The sequence below is a fragment of the Paraburkholderia sp. CNPSo 3281 genome (assembly GCF_024206515.1).
Taxonomy (GTDB): Bacteria; Pseudomonadota; Gammaproteobacteria; order Burkholderiales; family Burkholderiaceae; genus Paraburkholderia; species Paraburkholderia nodosa.
In genome coordinates this window covers 1-19,670 of record NZ_JAMBPS010000040.1, presented here as the reverse complement: position 1 = coordinate 19,670, position 19,670 = coordinate 1, and the positions used below count along the sequence as shown (strand labels likewise).

Below are 19,670 nucleotides of genomic sequence, written 5' to 3'. Positions count from 1 at the left end.
CTTTACGCCTATACACCGGCGGAAAAAAAGGCCATCTGCCCAGGAGGCAGATGGCCTTTTTGCCATGCGCACGCGCACGCGCGCTTGCGGCTCGTGTGCTTACTGCGGTGCCGACGTTGCGCCGCCGTGCGCAGCCGACCACTCGGCCGGTGCATGCAGGAATTTCTCGACTTCGTCGAGCGTCTTCGTTTCGAAGTAGCCCGATTCCTTGGCGACGCGCAGCACGTCCCACCACGTGGCGAGCGCGTGCAGGTCGACGTCGATGTCTTTCAGGACTGAGACGCTTTCCTTGAAGATGTTGTAGTGGAACAGCACGAAGCAGTGGTTCACCTGCGCGCCGGCCGTGCGCAGCGCGTTGATGAAGTTGATCTTGCTGCGGCTGTCGGTGGTCAGGTCTTCGACGAGCAGCACGCGCTGGCCTTCGGTGAGCAGGCCCTCGATCTGCGCGTTGCGGCCGAAACCCTTCGGCTTCTTGCGCACGTACTGCATGGGCACCATCAGGCGGTCGGAGAGCCATGCCGCGAACGGGATACCCGCGGTTTCGCCGCCGGCCACGGCGTCGATCTGCTCGTAGCCGACGTCGCGCAGGATCGTGGCTTCGGCCATTTCCATCAGGCCGCGGCGCACGCGCGGATACGAGATCAGCTTGCGGCAGTCGATATAGACCGGGCTCGCCCAGCCGGAAGTGAAGATGAAGGGCTTTTCGGCGTTGAAGTGCACGGCCTTCACTTCGAGCAGCATTTTCGCGGTTGCGTCCGAGATCGTCTGGCGATCGTAGCCTGTCATGGGCGAATCCTTGGATATGAGTGCGGGAGGAGGGTGGGCGCGGGGCCCGGTGGCGCTGGCACGGTAGGCCCGAAGCGTGGCTTCGGCGCCTGCGGTGCGCGGCCCGAAAGGCGTGGGTCGCCTGACCTTGCTCACTGCATGGGGTCAAGGCGACTCGCCCGGTCCGGACGGCTTCTCTTGCGCGCGTAGGCCGGTATTTTACCCGACTTGACGATCGCCGACGAGTCGCACGGGCAAGCGCCGGCAGCGATGTGGGGCGCGAACGCTGGCTGTGCTGTGCTTCGCGCGGCTGGCGTCGCGGTTGTGACGGCCCGGCCACGCCTTTACACTCACGCCGGTTTGCGCTCCCCGTGCGCGCACGTTCCTCAGGATTGCCGACATGACCGCCGTTGCTACCAACCCAGCCGCCGCCACGCGCGGCCACGCCCTGCGTGCGCTCGTCGCTTCGGTGCTCGGCTACGCCATGGACGGCTTCGATCTGCTGATGCTCGGCTTCATGCTGCCCGCGATCAGCGCCGATTTGCATCTCTCTGGCGCGCAGGCGGGTGCGCTTGTTACATGGACGCTCGTCGGCGCGGTGGTGGGCGGTATCGTGTTCGGGCTGTTGAGCGACCGCTACGGTCGCGTGCGCGTGCTCACGTGGACCATTCTGCTGTTCGCCGTCTTCACCGGCCTGTGCGCGCTGGCGCGCGGCTACGGCGACTTGCTCGTCTACCGTACGATCGCGGGCATCGGGCTGGGCGGCGAGTTCGGCATCGGCATGGCGCTCGTTGCCGAGGCGTGGCCGGCGCAACTGCGCGCGCGGGCGTCGTCGTATGTCGGGCTCGGCTGGCAGCTGGGCGTGCTGGCCGCAGCGCTGCTCACGCCGCCGCTGCTCCCGCTGATCGGCTGGCGCGGCATGTTCGCCATCGGGCTGCTGCCGGCGGTCGTTTCGTCCGTGGTGCGGCGGCGCGTGGAGGAGCCCGAGCTTTTCGTCGCGCATGCGCGACGCACGGCCGCCGCCGCCAGGGCCGAGCGCCCCCGCGCCCTGCGCATGCTCGTGGCCGGTGCGCGCACCGCGCGCGCGAGCCTCGGCGTGGCCGTGCTGTGCTCGGTGCAGAACTTCGGCTACTACGGGCTGATGATCTGGTTGCCCGCGTACCTTTCGAAGTCCTTCGGGTATTCGCTCACGAAGTCGGGGCTGTGGACCGCCGCGACGGTTGCCGGCATGGCGCTCGGCATCTGGCTTTTCGGCATCGCGGCCGACCGGTTCGGCCGCCGGCCCACGTTCCTGTTCTATCAGGCGGGCGCCGTGGTCATGGTGTTCGTCTACGCGCAGCTTTCCACGCCGTTCGCGCTGTTGATCGGCGGTGCGGCGATGGGCGTGTTCGTCAACGGCATGATCGGCGGCTATGGCGCGCTCATCTCCGAGTTGTATCCCACCGCGGCGCGCGCCACCGCGCAGAACGTGCTGTTCAACATCGGCCGCGCCGTGGGCGGCTTCGGGCCGCTCGCCGTGGGCGCACTGGCCGCGCGCTATTCCTTCACGGCGGCGCTCGGCATGCTCGCCGCCATCTACGTGCTCGACATCTTCGCCACGCTGTTCCTGATTCCCGAGCGCCGCGGCGCGGCGCTCGAATAAGCAACTTGCATCGGTCAGACGAAAGCGCCGCCGCGCTATCCCGCACTATCGGCCGCGCGAATTCCCGGTATCAGTCTTTGACCCACGTGGACGCGAACGGCGCCAGGTGTACACTAATCGGCCCTGCTGGAACGCTCGTGCCGTGCGAACCGGCGGGCCTACGACCATAAAAGATTCTCTCTCTCACGTCTCTCACGTCCAGGCAGGCCTGAAAATGGATGAACAACTGAAGCAAAGCGCGCTCGCGTATCACCAGAATCCGAGGCCCGGCAAGATCTCGGTCACACCGACCAAACCGCTCTCGAACCAGCTCGATCTTTCGCTTGCCTATTCGCCCGGCGTTGCCGCTGCATGCATGGCGATTCACGAAGAGCCGCTCGATGCACAGAAGTACACCTCGCGCGCCAACCTCGTCGGCGTCGTGACGAACGGCACGGCCGTGCTCGGCCTCGGCAACATCGGCCCGCTCGCGGCCAAGCCGGTGATGGAAGGCAAGGGCTGCCTCTTCAAGAAGTTCGCCGGCATCGACGTGTTCGACATCGAACTCGACGAGCTGGACCCTGACAAGCTGGTCGACGTCATCGCCATGCTCGAGCCGACGCTAGGCGGCATCAATCTCGAAGACATCAAGGCGCCCGAGTGCTTCTACATCGAGCAGAAGCTGCGTGAGCGCATGAAGATTCCGGTCTTCCACGACGACCAGCACGGCACGGCCATTATCGCGTCGGCGGCAATCCTCAACGGCCTGAAGGTCGTGGGCAAGGAACTCGGCAGCGTGAAGCTCGTCTGCTCGGGCGCGGGCGCGGCGGCGATTGCGTGTCTGGACCTGCTCGTGAAGCTCGGTCTGAAGAAAGAGAACGTCCTCGTCACCGACTCGAAGGGCGTGATCTACGAAGGTCGTGGCAGTCTCGATCCGTCGAAGGCGCGTTACGCCGCCAACACCGAAGCGCGCACGCTCGGCGACGCGATCAAGGCAGCCGATGTGTTCCTCGGCTGCTCGAGCGCAGGTGTGCTCAAGCCCGAGATGGTCAAGGAGATGGGCGACAAGCCGCTGATCCTCGCGCTCGCCAACCCGGAGCCGGAAATCCGCCCGGAAGACGCGAAGAAGGTGCGTCCGGACGCAATCATCGCCACGGGCCGTTCGGACTATCCGAACCAGGTCAACAACGTGCTGTGCTTCCCGTTCATCTTCCGCGGCGCGCTGGACGTGGGCGCGACGACCATCACGGAAGAGATGAAGCTCGCATGCGTGCGCGCGATCGCGGAACTCGCCGAGGAAACCGATCAGGGCGACGAAGTGGCGAAGGCCTATGAAGGCCACACGCTCGAATTCGGCCCGGAGTACCTGATTCCGAAGCCGTTCGATCCGCGCCTCATCATCAAGATCGCGCCGGCCGTGGCGCAGGCCGCGATGGATTCGTGCGTGGCCACGCGCCCGATCCAGGACATGGAAGCCTACCGCGAGCAGCTTGGCGCGACGGTCTACCGCTCGGGCATGGTGATGCGCCCGGTGTTCGCGGCGGCGAAGGCCAACTGCGCGCGCATCGTGTTCGCCGAGGGCGAAGACGAGCGCGTGCTGCGCGCCGCGCAGTTCGTGCTGACCGAGAAGATCGCCAGGCCGATCATCGTGGGCCGTCCGTCGGTCGTGGAAATGCGCCTTAAGAAGATGGGCTCGAAACTGCGTCCGGGCACCGACTTCGAGATCGTCGATCCCGAAGACGATCCGCGCTTCCAGAAGAGCTGGCAGGCGTACCACGAACTCGGCGCGCGTCAGGGCATCACGCCCGACGTGGCGAAGGCTTCGGTGCGCAAGTTCAACACGCTGATCGGCGCGATCCTCGTGCATCTGGGCGACGCCGACGGCATGATCTGCGGCCTGCTGAACAGCTTCGACTATCACCTCAAGTTCATCGACCAGGTGTTCGGCAAGGCGAAGGAAGCCGAGAACTACGCCGCGATGAACCTGCTGATGCTGCCGGGCCGCAACATCTTCATCAGCGACACCTACGTGAACGAAGTGCCGAGCGCCGAGCAGCTCGCCGACATGACGATCCTCGCCGCGCGCGAAATCGAGAAGTTCGGCATCACGCCGAAGGTCGCGCTCCTGTCTTCGTCGAACTTCGGCAGCGTGCGTTCGTCGACGTCGCAGCGCATGCAGGCCGCGCGCGAGCTGATCGCCGAGCGCGATCCGCAGCTCGAAGTGGACGGCGAAATGCACGGCGACGCGGCGCTCTCCGAGCTGATCCGCAAGCAGTCGTTCCCGGGCACGACGCTCACGGGCGAAGCGAACCTGCTGATCATGCCGAACGTGGAAGCGGCCAACATCGCGTACAACCTGCTGAAGGTGATCGGCGGCGAAGGCGTGACGGTCGGCCCGTTCCTGCTCGGCGCGTCGAAGCCGGTGCACATCCTCACGCCGGCGGCCACCGTGCGACGCATCATCAACATGACGGCGGTGGCTTCGGCTAACGCGAACGTGGCGAAGGCGGCGGCAAAGTAAGCACGCTCTCGCTCATCGCCTGACGTGAAAAGGGCGCTCCGTGTTGCACGGAGCGCCCTTTGTTTTTCCCGCCTCAAATCAGGTGAGCGTCAAGCCGCGTGCCGCGCCGCGCCGTTTTCCGGCGAGCGCCACTTCGCGAGCAACGTGGCCCACTTCGCGCGCGTGGCCTTCAGGTTGTTCTCCTTGATGTGGCCGTAACCGCGAATCGCGTCGGGCAGGTTCGCGAGTTCCAGCGCGAGCGGCAGATTCGCCTCGCTCAAACCGCCGGTCACTTCGCGCATCAGCGTTTCGTACTCGCCGATCAATGCGCGTTCGTGACGGCGTTCCTCGGTGCGGCCGAACGGGTCGAGCGCCGAGCCGCGCAGGAACCTGAACTTCGCGAGCATGCGCATGGCCGTGAGCATGCGCGGGCCATACTGCTTCTTCACCAACTGGCCTTTGTCGTCATGCTTCGCGAACGAGGGCGGCGCGAGATGGAAGTTCACCTTCCAGTCGCCTTCGAAGCTCGCCTTGATCTTCTCGATGAACGCCGGGTCCGCGTAGAGGCGCGCGACCTCGTATTCGTCCTTGTACGCCATCAGCTTGTGCAGGTTCTTCGCCACGGCTTCGGTGAGCGGAGACTGGCCGTCGACGTGCTCGAGCTTTGCTTCGGCCTCGCGCACGCTTTCGACGAACGCGCGATAGCGCCGCGCGTATGCCGCGTTCTGATATGCGGCGAGATACTGCGCGCGCTTTTCGATGAGCGTATCGAGCGCCCTGGGCGTATGCAGCGAGACGATCTTCGCGCCGGCAGAGTCTGCGTTCTGCTCGGGCATCGGCTTCTTCACGAGCTGATCCACGGCGGCGCGATCATGCGCCACGCGGCGGCCCCATTCGAACGCGGCGAGATTCTTCTCGACCTGCACCGCGTTCAACTCGATCGCGCGCACGAGCGACTCGTGCGTGAGCGGCAGCCAGCCCTTTTGCCACGCGTAGCCGAGCACGAACGGGTTCGTGTAGATCGCGTCGCCGAGCAGCGCGAGCGCGTAGCGGTTCGCATCGACGGTCGCGACGTTGTCCGTGCCCGCTGCGGCGCGCACGTCAGCCTCGGTGTTGGAGCCCGGGAACTGCCACTGCGGATTCTTGATGAACTCGGCGGTCGGCGTGGGCGCGCTGTTGAGCACTACGTGTGACATGCCTTCCTGCATGCGCGAGATGCAGTCGTCGCCGGCCGTCACGATGGCGTCGCAGCCGATCACGAGGTTCGCCTCGCCCATGGCGATGCGCGTGGCGTGGATGTCGCCGGGACGGTTGGCGATCTGCACGTGGCTCATCACTGCGCCGCCTTTTTGCGCGAGACCGGTCACGTCGAGCACGGTCACGCCCTTGGCTTCCAGGTGCGCGGCCATGCCGAGCAGCGCGCCGATCGTCACCACGCCGGTGCCGCCCACGCCCGTCACGAGCACGCCGTAGGGCCGGCCGATGGCGGGCACGTCGGGCGTCGGGACGGCGGGCATCGCTTCGTTCGCGACGCTGCTCGCCTTCGGCTTGCGCAGCTGGCCGCCTTCCACCGTCACGAAGCTCGGGCAGAAGCCCTTCAGGCACGAGAAGTCCTTGTTGCAGGTGGACTGGTTGATCTGGCGCTTCGTGCCGTATTCCGTATCGAGCGGCTCGACGCTCAGGCAATTCGACTGCACCGAGCAATCGCCGCAGCCTTCGCACACAGCCTCGTTGATGACCACGCGCTTCGCCGGGTCCGGATACGTGCCGCGCTTGCGGCGGCGGCGCTTTTCGGTGGCGCAGGTCTGGTCGTAGATCAGGATCGTCGTGCCGGGAATCTCGCGCAGTTCGCGCTGGATCGCATCGAGCTGGTCGCGGTGGTGGATCGTCACGCCCGGCGCGAGCTTCGTGGCGGGTTCACCTTCGTACTTCCCGGGTTCGTCGGTGACGATTGCGATCTTCGCCGCGCCTTCGGCGGCGACTTGATGCGTGATCTGCGGCACGGTGAGCGTGCCGTCGACAGGCTGGCCGCCCGTCATCGCGACCGCATCGTTGTAGAGAATCTTGTAGGTGATGTTCGCCTTCGAGGCGATCGCCGCGCGGATGGCGAGCAGGCCCGAGTGGAAGTAGGTGCCGTCGCCGAGGTTGGCGAACACGTGCTTGTCGTTCGTGAACGGCGCCTGGCCGACCCACGCCACGCCTTCGCCGCCCATCTGGCTGAAGGTGCTCGTGTTGCGGTCCATCCACACGGTCATGTAGTGGCAGCCGATGCCGGCCATCGCGCGCGAGCCTTCGGGCACGTTCGTCGACGTGTTGTGCGGGCAGCCCGAGCAGAACCACGGCTTGCGCTCCGCCTGCACGCGCGGCTTCGCGAGCGCCTTTTCCTTGGCCTCGATCACGCTCATGCGCGCGGCGATACGCGCGCGCACGTCCGAGGGCAATTCGAACTTGTCGAGCCGCGTGGAGATGGCTCTCGCGATGATCGCGGGCGATAGCTCGTAGTGCGCGGGCAGGAGCCAGTTGCCCATCGGCACCGACCATTCGCCGCCCGCGCCATCCTTTTCGTCGAACTTGCCGTACACGCGCGGACGCTGGGCGTCGGGCCAGTTGTACAGCTCTTCCTTGATCGCGTATTCGAGAATCTGACGCTTTTCCTCGACCACGAGAATCTCTTCGAGGCCGCGCGCGAAGGCGTGCGCGCCCTGCGCTTCGAGCGGCCACACGCAGCCGACCTTGTAGAGCCGGATACCGATGCGCGAGCAGGTTTCGTCGTCGAGGCCGAGGTCGGTGAGCGCCTGGCGCACATCCAGATATGCCTTGCCGCCCGTGATGATGCCAAAGCGCGCATGCGGCGAATCGATCTCGACACGGTCGAGCTTGTTGGCTCGCACGTAGGCGAGCCCCGCGTACCACTTGTAGTCGAGCAGACGCGCTTCCTGCACGAGCGGCGGATCGGGCCAGCGGATGTTCAGGCCACCCTCGGGCATCGCGAAGTCTTCGGGGAGGATGATGTTCGTGCGATGCGGGTCGAGCTCGACCGAAGCCGACGATTCCACCACGTCGGTCACGCATTTCATCGCGACCCAGAGGCCCGAGTAACGGCTCATCGCCCAGCCATGCAGGCCGAAGTCGAGATATTCCTGGACGTTCGAGGGGAACAGCACCGGTAGTCCGCAGGCCTTGAAGACGTGCTCCGACTGGTGCGCGAGCGTGGACGACTTGGCCGCATGGTCGTCGCCGGCGAGCACGAGCACGCCGCCGTGCGGCGACGAGCCGGCGGAATTACCGTGCTTGAACACGTCGCCACTGCGGTCGACGCCCGGTCCCTTGCCGTACCACATCGAAAACACGCCGTCGTATTTCGCGGATGGATACAGGTTCACCTGCTGCGAACCCCAAACGGCGGTCGCGGCGAGGTCTTCGTTCACACCTGGCTGAAAAACGATCTGATGCGCGGCGAGATGCTGCTTCGCCTTCCAGAGGGACTGATCGAGACCGCCGAGCGGCGAGCCACGATAGCCTGAGATGAACCCCGCGGTATTGAGACCGGCGGCCTTGTCGCGTTCCTGCTGCAGCATCGGCAGGCGGACCAGCGCCTGGATGCCGCTCATGTACGCGCGGCCGCGTTCGAGGGTGTATTTATCGTCGAGCGTGACGGAAGCGAGTGCGGCTTCGAGCGAAGCGCGCTGACCTGCGTCTAGCGGGGCATTCATTATGTGTCTTCCTCCATCCAACCAATCCGTTGTGGGATCGCCAGAACTTCAGGGCCTCGGCATCTTGTGAATGCGTTGGCCGGGGTCGCCATATTGGCTTCTTTCTTTCGATAGTAGCACTCGGATAAACCCGCCGCTTCGAGGCTCGGGGCGCCGCGCCGCATTGCGCTGCATCTTTCGGGCCTGTGGCGCCGTGTCGCGCAAGCGGCCTGAAACCCCCGTGTAATAACGGATGTATCGAATTCCTCAGAGGAGTAACAACGTGTAAAACTTGCACTACATGGGAACCGGACTTGAATATCCTGTCTAACTCCCTCACCTGTGCGAACCGCGCAGCGTCCCTCGCAGTTAACGCTTATTAAAGGGGCACTACTGCAACAGGCAGTCTGAAAAAAGGAGTCCAGCATGAATAATCGACATATCCAGACCTTTCTGACGGTCTCGGCCGCGTTCTTTGCCATGAGCGCGCCGCTGCATTCGAACGCCAGCACGAAGAGCGGCGAGAATGCGACGACCCGATGCGCCCAGTACACGCTGAGCATGAAGGCTGATACGAACGCCATGCCGGCCGCGAAGGCCGAACGCAAATCCTGATGCCGCGCTGATCCGCGCAGCATTCCACTCACCCGAATCCGGCGCCGGGGTGTGCGGCGGCGGATTCAAAAGTCAAAAAGGGCGAAGATCGTGCGATCTTCGCCCTTTTTGTTTGGCATTGGCCGAAATTATCGGCGCGCGTGCGTCATGCCTTGTCCTGCACCACGCCGCGGCGGATCTGGTCGAGCTCGATCGACTCGAACAGCGCCTTGAAGTTGCCCTCGCCGAAGCCCTGGTTGCCCTTGCGCTGGATGATCTCGAAGAAGATCGGGCCGATCTGGTTCTCCGTGAAGATCTGCAGCAGCAGGTCTTCGGGCATGCCGTCGATCAGGATCTTGCGCTTCTTCAGTTCTTCCAGCGGCTCGGTGTGGCCCGGAATGCGGCGGTTCACGAGCTCGTAGTACGTTTCGATCGTGTCGAGCAGCGCAATTTCCCTGGCGCGCAGGCCATCCACGGTGCGGTAAATGTCGTTCGTGCCGAGCGCGATGTGCTGGATGCCTTCGCCGTGATAGGCGTCGAGGTATTCCTGGATCTGGCCCGCCGTCTCGCCGCCTTCCTCGTTGATCGGGATGCGGATCTTGCCGCAGGGCGAGGTCATCGCCTTCGACTTCACGCCGGTGACCTTGCCTTCGATATCGAAGTAGCGGATTTCGCGGAAGTTGAAGAGGCGTTCGTAGAACTCGGCCCACTCGTTCATGCGCCCGCGGTGGACGTTGTGCGTGAGGTGGTCGATATAGGTGAGGCCGTGGCCGACCGGGTTCTGCTCGGCGCCCGCGATCGGCTCGAAGTCGACGTCATAGATGCTGATGTCGCCAATGCTGCCCGGCGCCGCGCCGTTCTTGCCGCGCCAGCGGTCGACGAAATAGATCAGCGAGTCGCCAATGCCCTTGATGGCCGGAATGTTCAGCTCCATCGGGCCGGTCTTGTTGTCGAAGCCCCACGCGCCGAGTTCGAGCGCGTGCTTGTAGGCCTTGGCGGCATCCTGCACACGGAAGGCGATCGCGCAGATCGACGGGCCGTGCAGGCGCGCAAAGCGCTGGGCGAACGAATCGGGTTCGCCGTTGACGATGAAGTTGATGTCGCCCTGACGGTAGAGCGTCACGTCCTTATGGCGATGGCGCGCGACGGCCGTGAAGCCCATGCGTTCGAACAGTTTGCCGAGCGCCTTGGGGTCCGGCGCGGTGTATTCGATGAATTCGAAGCCGTCGGTGCCGACGGGGTTCTCCCAGTTGGGGACCTGCATGGTTGTCTCCTGGCTGATGTAGATCAGATTTCGTGTTGGACAGTGTAGTCCGCCGCATTGGGAGAAAGCTTGCGAGTTGGGTCGCATTGCCGCCGATCTGCGCTATAAACTGCCCTGAATGAATGTTTGCGAGGCAGAAAATGGCAAGCATCGAATTGGATGCAATCGACAGGCGCATTCTGGCGATCCTTCAGGAGAATGGCCGGCTCTCGAACCAGGAGATCGCCGAGCGCGTGAACCTCTCGCCGAGCCCGTGTTTGCGGCGCATCCGGCGGCTGGAGGAAAGCGGCGTGATTCGCAGCTACGTGGCGCTGCTCGATGCGCAGAAGCTGGGGCTCGACCTGCTCGCCTACGTGAACGTGCGGCTGGAAAAGCGTGGGCCGACGGCGGCGGGGCGCGAAGGCGTGACGCACGCCGAGCTGTTTCGTGCGGCGGTGCAGACCTGGCCGGAGGTGGTGGCCTGCCACGCGATGACGGGCGACATGGATTTCCTGCTGCGCGTGCAGGTGGAGGATATGGCGCACTTCTCGCGCTTCGTGCAGGACCAGTTGCTGCACCATCCTTCGGTGATCGACGTGAAGTCCAGCTTTTCGCTCGACACGTTCAAGGAAACGACGGCTTTGCCGATCCGCTGACTGCGCGGTGCCGTGCAGCAGACGCAAAAAAAGCGGCCGAAGCCGCTCTTTCAGTGCATCAGTCTGTCCTGAAGGGCAGGAGTCACGCCGCGACAGCCTGCGGCAGGATCGATTCCATCAGCTTGCTGGCCTGGCGCGCCTGACGCTTGAGCGCGTAGTCGAACACGGCGGCTTGTTCCTGGAGCATTTCGGCGATGATGCTGCTTTGGTCGGCCGGCTCGAGCGAGAGGTAGGCGTCGGCTTCGCCGTAGGCGTACTCGATCTTCATGCCCGACTTCTTCGCGATGTGCATCATCGTCGAGTTGCGCGACAGGCAGTGCATGTAGAGCGTGGTGACGTGCGTGTTGCGGCTGCGGATGGCGGCGCGCTCGAACAGCTTCGAGCCGATGCCCTGGCCGCGCGCGCTTTCCAGCACGGACACGCCGAACTCGGCCGTGCGGCCGTTGCCGTCCGCCGGCAAGTAGGCCAGATGGCCGACGCCCACGAGTTGCAGCTGGTGGTTGAACACGCCGAACACGGTGTCGCGCGTGAAGTCCATCGAGCGCACGTACTTTTCGATCACGTGGTCGGGCGCGGCCTGGCCGAAGCGCAGCAGGCGGTCATCGCTGTCGAGCGTGAGAAAGTGCGCGAGCAGGCGTTCGCGGTCTGCCGAGGTGAGCACTCGCACCATGACGGGCGCATGACCGGACGTCAGCGGACGAGCGGACGAAATGATCGGCACGTTGGCTTGGGTCGAAAGCGGGATCATGGTGGGTTCTCCTTAAAATGCATGCCGCATGATGCAGCGCAAAACGCATTCTAGCGGAAACCCTGGGTGCACTCTAGGGAAAACCCGGAGTGTAAATTTGAGTGTTGCGCCTAATTAATAAAAATATAAGCGCAAGCATTTGATTATTAACGAGTAATTTTTCGGGTCATTTGACGTGTCAACTGTTGTCTTGGTGCATCATGTCGCACCGCAGCAATCTGGCCCGAAAATTATTGCCCTTCAGGCGCCCGTCAGACCGTGATCGACCATGGCGATCACCTGCTCGGCGAAGTCGCGATAGCCCATGCGGCCACCGGGCTTGAGCCACGTAAACGTCCAGTTGATCATGCCGAACACCATCATCGTCAGCGCGGTCTGGTTTTCGCTCGTGACCTGGCTGGGATACGCGCGCGCAAGCTGGCGCGTAAAGGCGGCGACCACATCGCGCTGGCGGTTCAGGATGATCTCGCGCTGGACGTCCACGAGGTATTTGACGTCGTTCAGCAGCGCCACGTGGCGGCTGTGCGAGGTTTCGTACTCCGCGAGAAACGCGCGAATCAGCTCCGCGAAGCTCTCGCGTTCGTCGTGACCGCGCCGCTGGCTCGCGCCTTCCACCTCCGCGATGATCAGCATGAGCCGCTTGGTGTAGCGATCGAGCAGATCGAAGAGGATCGCTTCCTTGCTCTCGTAATAGTGATAGAGCCGCGCCTTCGAGGTGCCGCTGGCGGCCGCCAGGTCCGACATCGAGGTGCTCGGGTAGCTCGTCTGCGCGAATTTGGCGGCGGCTAGTTCGAGGATCTGGTCGCGTTGGGTTTCGTGGTCGGGCGCTCGGGTGCGTGCCATGGGAAATCAGCGGGGGAGGGAAAGGTGCGCGGCGGTTTGCGGAAGCGGCGGACGCGCGGCGCGCGCGGCAGCGGCGAGCGGAGCGCAGGCGGCGCACATATCGTCGCGCAGGCGCAGTTCCTCAGCCGCGCACAGCTCGCGCAGGCGCCACAGCACGACGGGCTCGCCGACCGTGAAGCCGGCGCCGCCACGGGTGAGCGCTGCGCCCAGCGCGTCGCTGGCGAGCCACGATGCGCCCGCCGGACGGTCTTCATGGGCGTCGAGCACGTCGAGGATCATGGCGTCGAGGTCGCTCCATGTGCCGCTCGTAAACGTGTTGTCGCGCCAGCGGCGCGTCTCGCCGTTGGCGAACTTGGCTTCCTGCCACTCCAGCGCGAGACGCGTGATGCGCAGCACCGAGATCGGCGCGGCGTCGGGCAAGCGCGCCTCGATGCAGGCTGCGGCGTTCGGGCCCGAAATTTCGTCGGCGGTCAGGCGCACTTCGTTCAGGCGCTGCGGGACGTCGCGCAAGCGGTAGCAGACACGCCGCAGCGCGAGTTGATGCGCGGCGTCGTGCGTGTGCCAGATCACCACGTGGGAGTCGTCGGCTTCGAGCGCATTGAGCGCCGCGCAGTCGTCGTGGGCGAGGGCGGGCGGCGCATCGCTCAGGCGCTCCCAGAAGGCGGCGCGTTGCGCCACGCCGGGATCGCCCGCCACGTCGATGTCGCGCAATGGGCCTACCGTCAGATCATCGCGCAGGGCGATCACGCGGTCCGGACGGCCTGCCGCTTCGAGAGCCTGACGTAGCGCCGTCACGGCCGGCTCGCCGTAAATGAGGTGAATCGTGGTCATCGACAACTCGTTGCGTTCACGCTGAACGCCCTGTAAGCCCGAAAGCACGCTAATAACAAAAGGAACCGCCCGCGGGTGTCGCAGCGCTGCGCTGCAACACCGACGGGCGGCCCCTAGTGTAAGCGGATCGCCTGCAGGCCGAAAGCGTGCTGTTGCTCTAACGCCTTAACGTTCGTCGAAACTCACGACCACGCGCTCGCTCACCGGATGACACTGGCAGGTGAGCACGAAGCCGTCCTTCACCTCCTGCTCCTCGAGCGTGTAGTTCTTGTCCATCTTCACCTCGCCTTCGAGCACCTTGGCGCGGCAGGTGCAGCACACGCCGCCCTTGCACGCGTAAGGCAGCGCCAGACCCGCCTTCAGGCCGACGTCGAGCAGGCTCACGCCCTCGTACGGCAGGCGCATTTTGCGCTTCTTGCCGTCGATGACGATCTCGAGGTCGGCGGCCGGCGTGTTTTCGGTGATCTCGACGTTCGGCACGCCCGCCTGCGGCAGCGGCGAGCCGAAGCGCTCCACGTGCACCTTTTGCGGCGGCACGCCCGCGTCCTTGAACGCGGCTTCTGCGGCGTCCATCATCGGGCCGGGGCCGCAGATGAAGGCTTCGTCGATCTCGTCGGCGGGCACCAGCGTTTCGAGGAACGCCGCGCACTTGGCCTGATCGAGCACGCCGTTGAAGAGCTCGACGTCCTGCAGGTCGTCCGAGAGCACGTGGTAGAGGCGGAAGCGGCTCATGAAGCGGTTCTTCAGGTCCTCCAGCTCTTCGGCGAACATGATCGCGTCGACGCTGCGGTTGCCGTACACGAGCGTGAACTCACTGCGCGGTTCCGTTTCGAGCGTCGTCTTGATGATCGCGAGCACGGGCGTGATGCCCGAGCCGCCCGAGAAGGCCATGTAGTGCTTGCCGTGCTCGGCGTTCAGGTGCGTGAAGAAGCGGCCATCGGGCGTCATCACGTCGATCTCGTGGCCGGGCGCGAGCTGCTCGAACGCGAAGTTCGAAAAACGCCCGCCGCGCACGCGCTTGATGCCGATGCGCAGCTCGCCATCGCGGTCGTAGTCGGTCACGCCCACGCAGATCGAGTACGAACGGCGCGTTTCCTCGCCGTCGATGTGCGTCTTGAGCGTGACAAACTGCCCCTGGGTGAAGCGAAACGCCTCGCGCAGCTCGGGCGGGACTTCGAAAGCGACAGAGACCGCGTCCGCGGTTTCGGGCCGCACTTCGCGGATGCGCAGCGAATGGAATTGCGGAGTGGCCATATCAGTACGGTTTGAAGTAGTCGAAGGGTTCGCGGCAGTCGATGCAGCGGTAGAGCGCCTTGCACGCGGTCGAGCCGAACTGCGCGAGGCGCTCGGTGTGCTGCGAGCCGCAGTGCGGGCAGGCGGGCGCGGGCAACGGCTTCGGTTTCGCGATGAAGGTGATCGGCTGTTCGGCCGATTGCGGCGCTGAGCCGCAGTTGCCCGTGGGCGGCGCGATGCCATAGACGCGCAACTTCTCGCGCGCTTCGTCGGTGATCCAGTCGGTGGTCCACGCGGGCGCCAGGGTCGTCGCGATGCGGTAGGGCGCGAGCGCGGCGGCGTCGAGCGCGTGCGCGACGTCCTCCGCGATCTGCGACATCGCCGGGCAGCCGGAGTAGGTGGGCGTGATGACCACTTCGATCTGGCCGTCGTCGGCGCGGCGCACGTCGCGCAGAATGCCCAGTTCGCGGATCGACACGACCGGAATCTCCGGATCTGGCACCGATTCCAGCACTTCCCAGGCGCGTTCGAGCGCGTGATCTGCCGTTGCTTGCATCGTGACTTCCTCTGTTCCTGCGGGGGCGCTTACCAGCGCGCGTCCGGGTGCTGGCGCGCGAGGCTCTGCATCTCGGCCAGCACGAAACCCATGTGCTCCGAGTGTTCACCGTGCTTGCCGGTCGTGATGTGGAACACCTGCGCGGGCAGCGTGAGCGTGGCTTCCTCGAGCGCGGCTTCCACGTCGGCGCGCCACGCGGCTTCGAACTGCGCCGTAAGCGGTGCGATGCCGGCTTCGGCCACAGCCGCTTCCACGGCGTCGGTGCTGAAGAATTCCCGCGTGTACGGCATCAGCCAGTCGAGCGCGGCCTGGGCGCGGCTGTGCGACTCATCGGTGCCGTCGCCGAAGCGGACCAGCCACTCGCGCGCATGGTGCACGTGGTAGCGCGTTTCCTTGATCGAGCGCTCGGCGATCGCGGCCAGCTGCGGGTCGGCGGAGCGCAGCAGCGCGGTCCACAGATGCTCCATCAGCGTGGCGTAGAGGAAGTTGCGCACGATCGTCACGGCGTAGTCGTTGGCCGAATGCGTCGTGCCGGCGAGCGGGCCGAAATGCGGCAGCTCTGCGAGCGTGTAGTTCGCGAACTCGCGCTCGGCGCGGAAGTAGGCGTAGTCGTCCTCGGTGCGCTCGCGGCCGGTAAGGGCCTTTTCGAGCGTGGCGGCATGCGTGTAGAGCAGGCGCGCCTGACCGATCAGGTCCAGGCTCATGTTGGCGAGCGCGATGTCTTCTTCGAGGATCGGGCCGTGGCCGCACCATTCCGTATTGCGCTGACCGAGGATCAGCGCCGTATCGGCGAGGCGCAGCACGTACGCGAGTTGTTCAGGCGTGGGCGTCGTCATGTTGCGCTCTTACATGTGGTTGACTTCGTCGGGCAGCGTGTAGAACGTCGGGTGGCGATAGATCTTGTCGCCGGCCGGCTCGAAGAGCTCGGCCTTTTCGTTCGGATCCGATGCCGTGATTGCCGACGACGGCACCACCCAGATGCTCACGCCTTCCTGGCGGCGCGTGTAGACGTCGCGCGCCATGCGCAGCGCCATCGAGGCGTCGGAGGCGTGCAGGCTGCCACAGTGCTTGTGGTCGAGGCCCTGCTTGCTACGCACGAACACTTCCCAGATCGGCCATTCCTTGTTCATCGTGGATCTCCTTCCTTCCTGATTCATGTATGAAGTGTGCTCAAGCTGCGTGCTTCTCGGCGCGTTGGCGCTGCTTTTCGACATGGGCGAGGGCCGCTTCGCGCACCCAAGCGCCTTCGTTGTGCGCCTTCACGCGCGTGCCGAGACGCTCGCGGTTGCACGGCCCGTCGCCGTTCACGACGCGCCAGAATTCTTCCCAGTCGATCGTGCCGTAGTCGTAGTGGCCGCGCGCTTCGTTCCATTTGAGATCCAGGTCGGGCAGCGTCACGCCCAGCACCTTCGCCTGCTCGACCGTCGCATCGACGAACTTCTGGCGCAGATCGTCGTTCGAGATGCGCTTGATGCCCCATTTGGCCGACTGGTTGCTGTGGACCGAATCGGCGTCGCCCGGGCCGAACATCATCAGCACCGGCCACCACCAGCGGTTCACGGCTTGCTGGACGAGTTCGCGCTGCGCTTCGGTGCCGCTCATCATGGCGAGCAGGGCGTCGAAGCCCTGGCGCTGGTGGAACGACTCTTCCTTGCAGATGCGGATCATGGCGCGCGCGTAAGGGCCGTACGTGCAGCGGCACAACGGAATCTGGTTCATGATCGCCGCGCCGTCCACGAGCCAGCCGATCACGCCGACATCGGCCCACGTGGGCGTCGGGTAATTGAAGATGCTCGAATACTTGGCCTTGCCGGCGTGCAGCGCGTCGACGAGCTGGTCGCGCGAAACGCCGAGCGTTTCCGCCGCGCTATAGAGATAAAGGCCGTGGCCCGCTTCGTCCTGCACCTTGGCGAGCAGGATCGCCTTGCGCTTGAGGCTCGGCGCACGCGAGATCCAGTTGCCTTCCGGCAGCATGCCGACGACTTCCGAGTGCGCATGCTGCGAGATCTGGCGCACGAGCGTCTTGCGATAGGCTTCGGGCATCCAGTCCTGCGGCTCGATCTTGCCGTCGGCGGCCATGATGGCGTCGAACTGCGCCTGCTCCGGCGAGGTTGCGTCCGCGTCCAGCGGAGCAACGTTGCCGGGGATGTCGAGGGATTGCGTGTACATGGAGACGCTCTCGTCGAAGTTGGGTATGTCGCGCAGTATAAACCAACCGACCGGTCGGTAAATGAATTTTTTGAGGTAGGGCAAAGAAATTCGGACCTGCAGTTGAGTTTTAGTGGGGCGGGAGCGGGATTGCCTGGGATTTGTGCGCATGGGCGGCGTGTGCGTGGGATTTTGCGTAGGTTAGTGCGCTGGACTGTCAGGCGGATGGAAGGCTGTGCACCGGGCCATGGGGCACAATGCGCCTTTGCCTGCGCACTCGTTCACGGATGAAGATTTCTTTTGCTCCCCTCGCGGCTGCGGCCGCAGTGTTCATTTCACTTGGCGCCGCGTCTCCGGCGTTCGCGGATCAAGCCCCGGGCCCCTGGGTCACGAGCTGGGCGACGGCCCTGCAGTCGATTCCCGAGCGCGACGCGCTCCCGGCGCTGTACCGCGCGCCCGAGGTCGCCGGGCGTACCGTTCGGCAGATCGTGTATCCGACGCTGGGCGGCACGGTTGCGCGGGTGCATGTGAGCAACCTCTACGGGCGCACGCCGCTCGTGATAGAGGCGATGGCGATTGCGCCGTCTGCGGGCGGCGCGGCGGCAAGCGAGGCGGGTATGGCGCATGTGACCTTCGGCGGGCGGCCGGCGGTGTCGGTGCCTCCCGGTGCTGCGCTCGATAGCGATCCGGTGCAGATCGATCTGAAGGCGCACGCACCCTACGCCATCAGTTCCTATATGGGACCCGAGCAAAAGATGGTCGCGTGGCACCGCGTGGCGAGTCAGGTGAATTACGTCTCGCGTCCGGGCAATCACGTCGCGGATCCGTCGATTGGTGCGTTCACCCAGCGCTTTACGCAGTACGCGTGGGTGACGGGGCTCGCGGTCGAGGCGCCAGGGGCGTCGACGGTCGCGGCGATCGGCGATTCCATTACCGACGGCATGCGTTCCTCGCTCAATCAGAACCGTCGCTGGCCGGACGCGTTGGCGCGCCGCATCGCGCAGTCGCCGCGCACGGATCTCGCCGTGATCGATCTCGGGATTAGCGGCAACCGGCTGCTGAGCGATTCGCCTTGCTACGGCGAGGCGCTCGAGCGGCGCTTTGGCCGCGACGCGCTCGGCCACCCGGGCGTGAAGACCGTGGTGCTGCTCATCGGCATCAACGACATCAACTTCCAGGCGATGCCGGCACGATCGGGCCTCGACTGCGACTTTCCTCATACGCACGTGGACGCGAACGACCTGATCGCGGGCTACCGCCGCGTGATCGCGCAGGCGCACGGACGCGGCGTACGCATTTTCGGCGCGACGCTCACGCCGGCTTCGCTGCCGCCGGAGCGCGAGGCGATCCGCACGGCGGTGAACCAGTGGATCCGGACGAGCGGGGCGTTCGACGGCGTGGTCGATTTCGACGCGGCGCTGCGGGACCCGGCGGATCCCGCGCGACTGCGTTACGGCTATGACAGCGGCGACCACATCCACCCAAGCGATGCCGGCTACGCGGCGATGGCGAATGCGGTGCCGCTGGAGGTCCTTACCCGGAAGTGAGGAATATTTTCGCCACCCCCTTGCACAGCGCTGGCGGGGGCGATAAGATTCGCCCCCTTCGCAGTTCGATGTCTCAGACATCAGGGCAGCGAAGGCCGCCGCGGAAACTGGCGGACGCAGGAGTCGGCAGCTTTTTTAAGCGGTGAGCGAAAAAAAGGGGTTGACGAAGCGAAAAAGATTCATCATAATCTCGTTTCTCTGCTGCTGACGCAGCAACGCAGAAAGAAGCCGGTAGTTAGGTGTTTTTAACGGCAACTTCGCGATCGATCTTTAAAAATTTACAGCCGATAAGTGTGGGCGCTTGATGCGGTGGCGGCCTGATGATGTTCTTCGGAGCATTGTCGGGAGCAGCAAAAGTATCAAGAGTCTCACACTAAAGTAAGTCAGGTTTTTGAATTTATTCAGAACCTGTCAGCTTTGAGTGAGCGACCGGTCTCGAGAGAGACCGAAAACAGTAACAGGTATTGAACTGAAGAGTTTGATCCTGGCTCAGATTGAACGCTGGCGGCATGCCTTACACATGCAAGTCGAACGGCAGCGCGGGAGCAATCCTGGCGGCGAGTGGCGAACGGGTGAGTAATACATCGGAACATGTCCAGTAGTGGGGGATAGCCCGGCGAAAGCCGGATTAATACCGCATACGATCTTTGGATGAAAGCGGGGGATCGCAAGACCTCGCGCTATTGGGGTGGC

Annotated in this window: 16 protein-coding genes and 1 rRNA gene; 6 read left to right on the top strand and 11 right to left on the bottom strand. The window is 64.6% G+C overall.

What is annotated here, in order from left to right; translation table 11 throughout:
* Positions 1-99 precede the first annotated feature (99 nt).
* A complete protein-coding gene (locus M3I56_RS29125) occupies positions 100-786 on the bottom strand; it encodes an orotate phosphoribosyltransferase (protein ID WP_028203433.1) in 687 nt (228 codons plus the stop codon).
* Positions 787-1,165: 379 nt separating this feature from the next.
* Here M3I56_RS29125 and M3I56_RS29120 point away from each other — a divergent pair, with 379 nt between their 5' ends.
* Both M3I56_RS29120 and M3I56_RS29115 read left to right on the top strand, forming a co-directional pair.
* The gene (locus M3I56_RS29120; protein WP_254356898.1) at positions 1,166-2,407 is read left to right on the top strand and encodes an MFS transporter; all 1,242 of its coding nucleotides are present in this window, start codon (positions 1,166-1,168) and stop codon (positions 2,405-2,407) included.
* Between the two features lie 214 nt (positions 2,408-2,621).
* Positions 2,622-4,907, top strand: coding sequence for an NADP-dependent malic enzyme (locus M3I56_RS29115; protein WP_254356897.1), 2,286 nt, complete (start codon positions 2,622-2,624; stop codon positions 4,905-4,907).
* 89 nt (positions 4,908-4,996) lie between these two features.
* Here the strand turns inward: M3I56_RS29115 and M3I56_RS29110 are convergent, their stop codons facing one another.
* Positions 4,997-8,599, bottom strand: a complete 3,603-nt coding sequence (locus M3I56_RS29110; protein ID WP_254356896.1) for an indolepyruvate ferredoxin oxidoreductase family protein — start codon at positions 8,597-8,599, stop codon at positions 4,997-4,999.
* 405 nt (positions 8,600-9,004) lie between these two features.
* Here M3I56_RS29110 and M3I56_RS29105 point away from each other — a divergent pair, with 405 nt between their 5' ends.
* A complete protein-coding gene (locus tag M3I56_RS29105) occupies positions 9,005-9,193 on the top strand; it encodes a hypothetical protein (RefSeq protein WP_028203437.1) in 189 nt (62 codons plus the stop codon).
* A gap of 145 nt (positions 9,194-9,338) precedes the next feature.
* Here M3I56_RS29105 and hppD read toward each other — a convergent pair whose 3' ends face one another.
* Entirely contained in the window at positions 9,339-10,436 is a 1,098-nt protein-coding gene (gene hppD / locus M3I56_RS29100) for a 4-hydroxyphenylpyruvate dioxygenase (RefSeq protein ID WP_254356895.1), read from the bottom strand.
* Positions 10,437-10,576: 140 nt separating this feature from the next.
* On the opposite strand from hppD, the gene M3I56_RS29095 reads away from it, so the two are divergent.
* A complete protein-coding gene (locus M3I56_RS29095) occupies positions 10,577-11,071 on the top strand; it encodes an Lrp/AsnC family transcriptional regulator (RefSeq protein WP_028203439.1) in 495 nt (164 codons plus the stop codon).
* A gap of 82 nt (positions 11,072-11,153) precedes the next feature.
* Here M3I56_RS29095 and M3I56_RS29090 read toward each other — a convergent pair whose 3' ends face one another.
* The 8 genes from M3I56_RS29090 to paaA all read right to left on the bottom strand — a co-directional run bounded on the left by M3I56_RS29090 (position 11,154) and on the right by paaA (position 17,451).
* A complete protein-coding gene (locus M3I56_RS29090) occupies positions 11,154-11,819 on the bottom strand; it encodes a GNAT family N-acetyltransferase (RefSeq protein ID WP_254356894.1) in 666 nt (221 codons plus the stop codon).
* A gap of 240 nt (positions 11,820-12,059) precedes the next feature.
* On the bottom strand, positions 12,060-12,662 hold the full coding sequence (locus M3I56_RS29085) for a TetR/AcrR family transcriptional regulator (RefSeq protein ID WP_254341763.1): 603 nt from the start codon (positions 12,660-12,662) through the stop codon (positions 12,060-12,062).
* Between the two features lie 6 nt (positions 12,663-12,668).
* On the bottom strand, positions 12,669-13,493 hold the full coding sequence (locus M3I56_RS29080) for a DUF1835 domain-containing protein (protein ID WP_254356893.1): 825 nt from the start codon (positions 13,491-13,493) through the stop codon (positions 12,669-12,671).
* 165 nt (positions 13,494-13,658) lie between these two features.
* Positions 13,659-14,747 (bottom strand): 1,2-phenylacetyl-CoA epoxidase subunit PaaE, encoded by a 1,089-nt coding sequence (gene paaE / locus M3I56_RS29075; RefSeq protein ID WP_028203442.1) that lies wholly within the window; start codon positions 14,745-14,747, stop codon positions 13,659-13,661.
* 1 nt (position 14,748) lies between these two features.
* Entirely contained in the window at positions 14,749-15,282 is a 534-nt protein-coding gene (gene paaD, locus M3I56_RS29070) for a 1,2-phenylacetyl-CoA epoxidase subunit PaaD (RefSeq protein ID WP_254356892.1), read from the bottom strand.
* 29 nt (positions 15,283-15,311) lie between these two features.
* On the bottom strand, positions 15,312-16,118 hold the full coding sequence (gene paaC / locus M3I56_RS29065) for a 1,2-phenylacetyl-CoA epoxidase subunit PaaC (RefSeq protein ID WP_254356891.1): 807 nt from the start codon (positions 16,116-16,118) through the stop codon (positions 15,312-15,314).
* 9 nt (positions 16,119-16,127) lie between these two features.
* A complete protein-coding gene (gene paaB / locus M3I56_RS29060) occupies positions 16,128-16,412 on the bottom strand; it encodes a 1,2-phenylacetyl-CoA epoxidase subunit PaaB (protein ID WP_028203445.1) in 285 nt (94 codons plus the stop codon).
* Between the two features lie 40 nt (positions 16,413-16,452).
* Complete coding sequence (gene paaA, locus M3I56_RS29055) at positions 16,453-17,451, bottom strand: 1,2-phenylacetyl-CoA epoxidase subunit PaaA (protein ID WP_254356890.1); 999 nt, start codon at positions 17,449-17,451, stop codon at positions 16,453-16,455.
* Between the two features lie 266 nt (positions 17,452-17,717).
* On the opposite strand from paaA, the gene M3I56_RS29050 reads away from it, so the two are divergent.
* Together M3I56_RS29050 and M3I56_RS29045 are read left to right on the top strand one after the other, a co-directional pair.
* Positions 17,718-18,977: an SGNH/GDSL hydrolase family protein gene (locus M3I56_RS29050; protein ID WP_254356889.1), complete on the top strand. Its 1,260-nt coding sequence runs from the start codon at positions 17,718-17,720 to the stop codon at positions 18,975-18,977.
* A gap of 466 nt (positions 18,978-19,443) precedes the next feature.
* Positions 19,444-19,670: ribosomal RNA gene (locus M3I56_RS29045) — 16S ribosomal RNA — on the top strand; the annotation flags it as partial.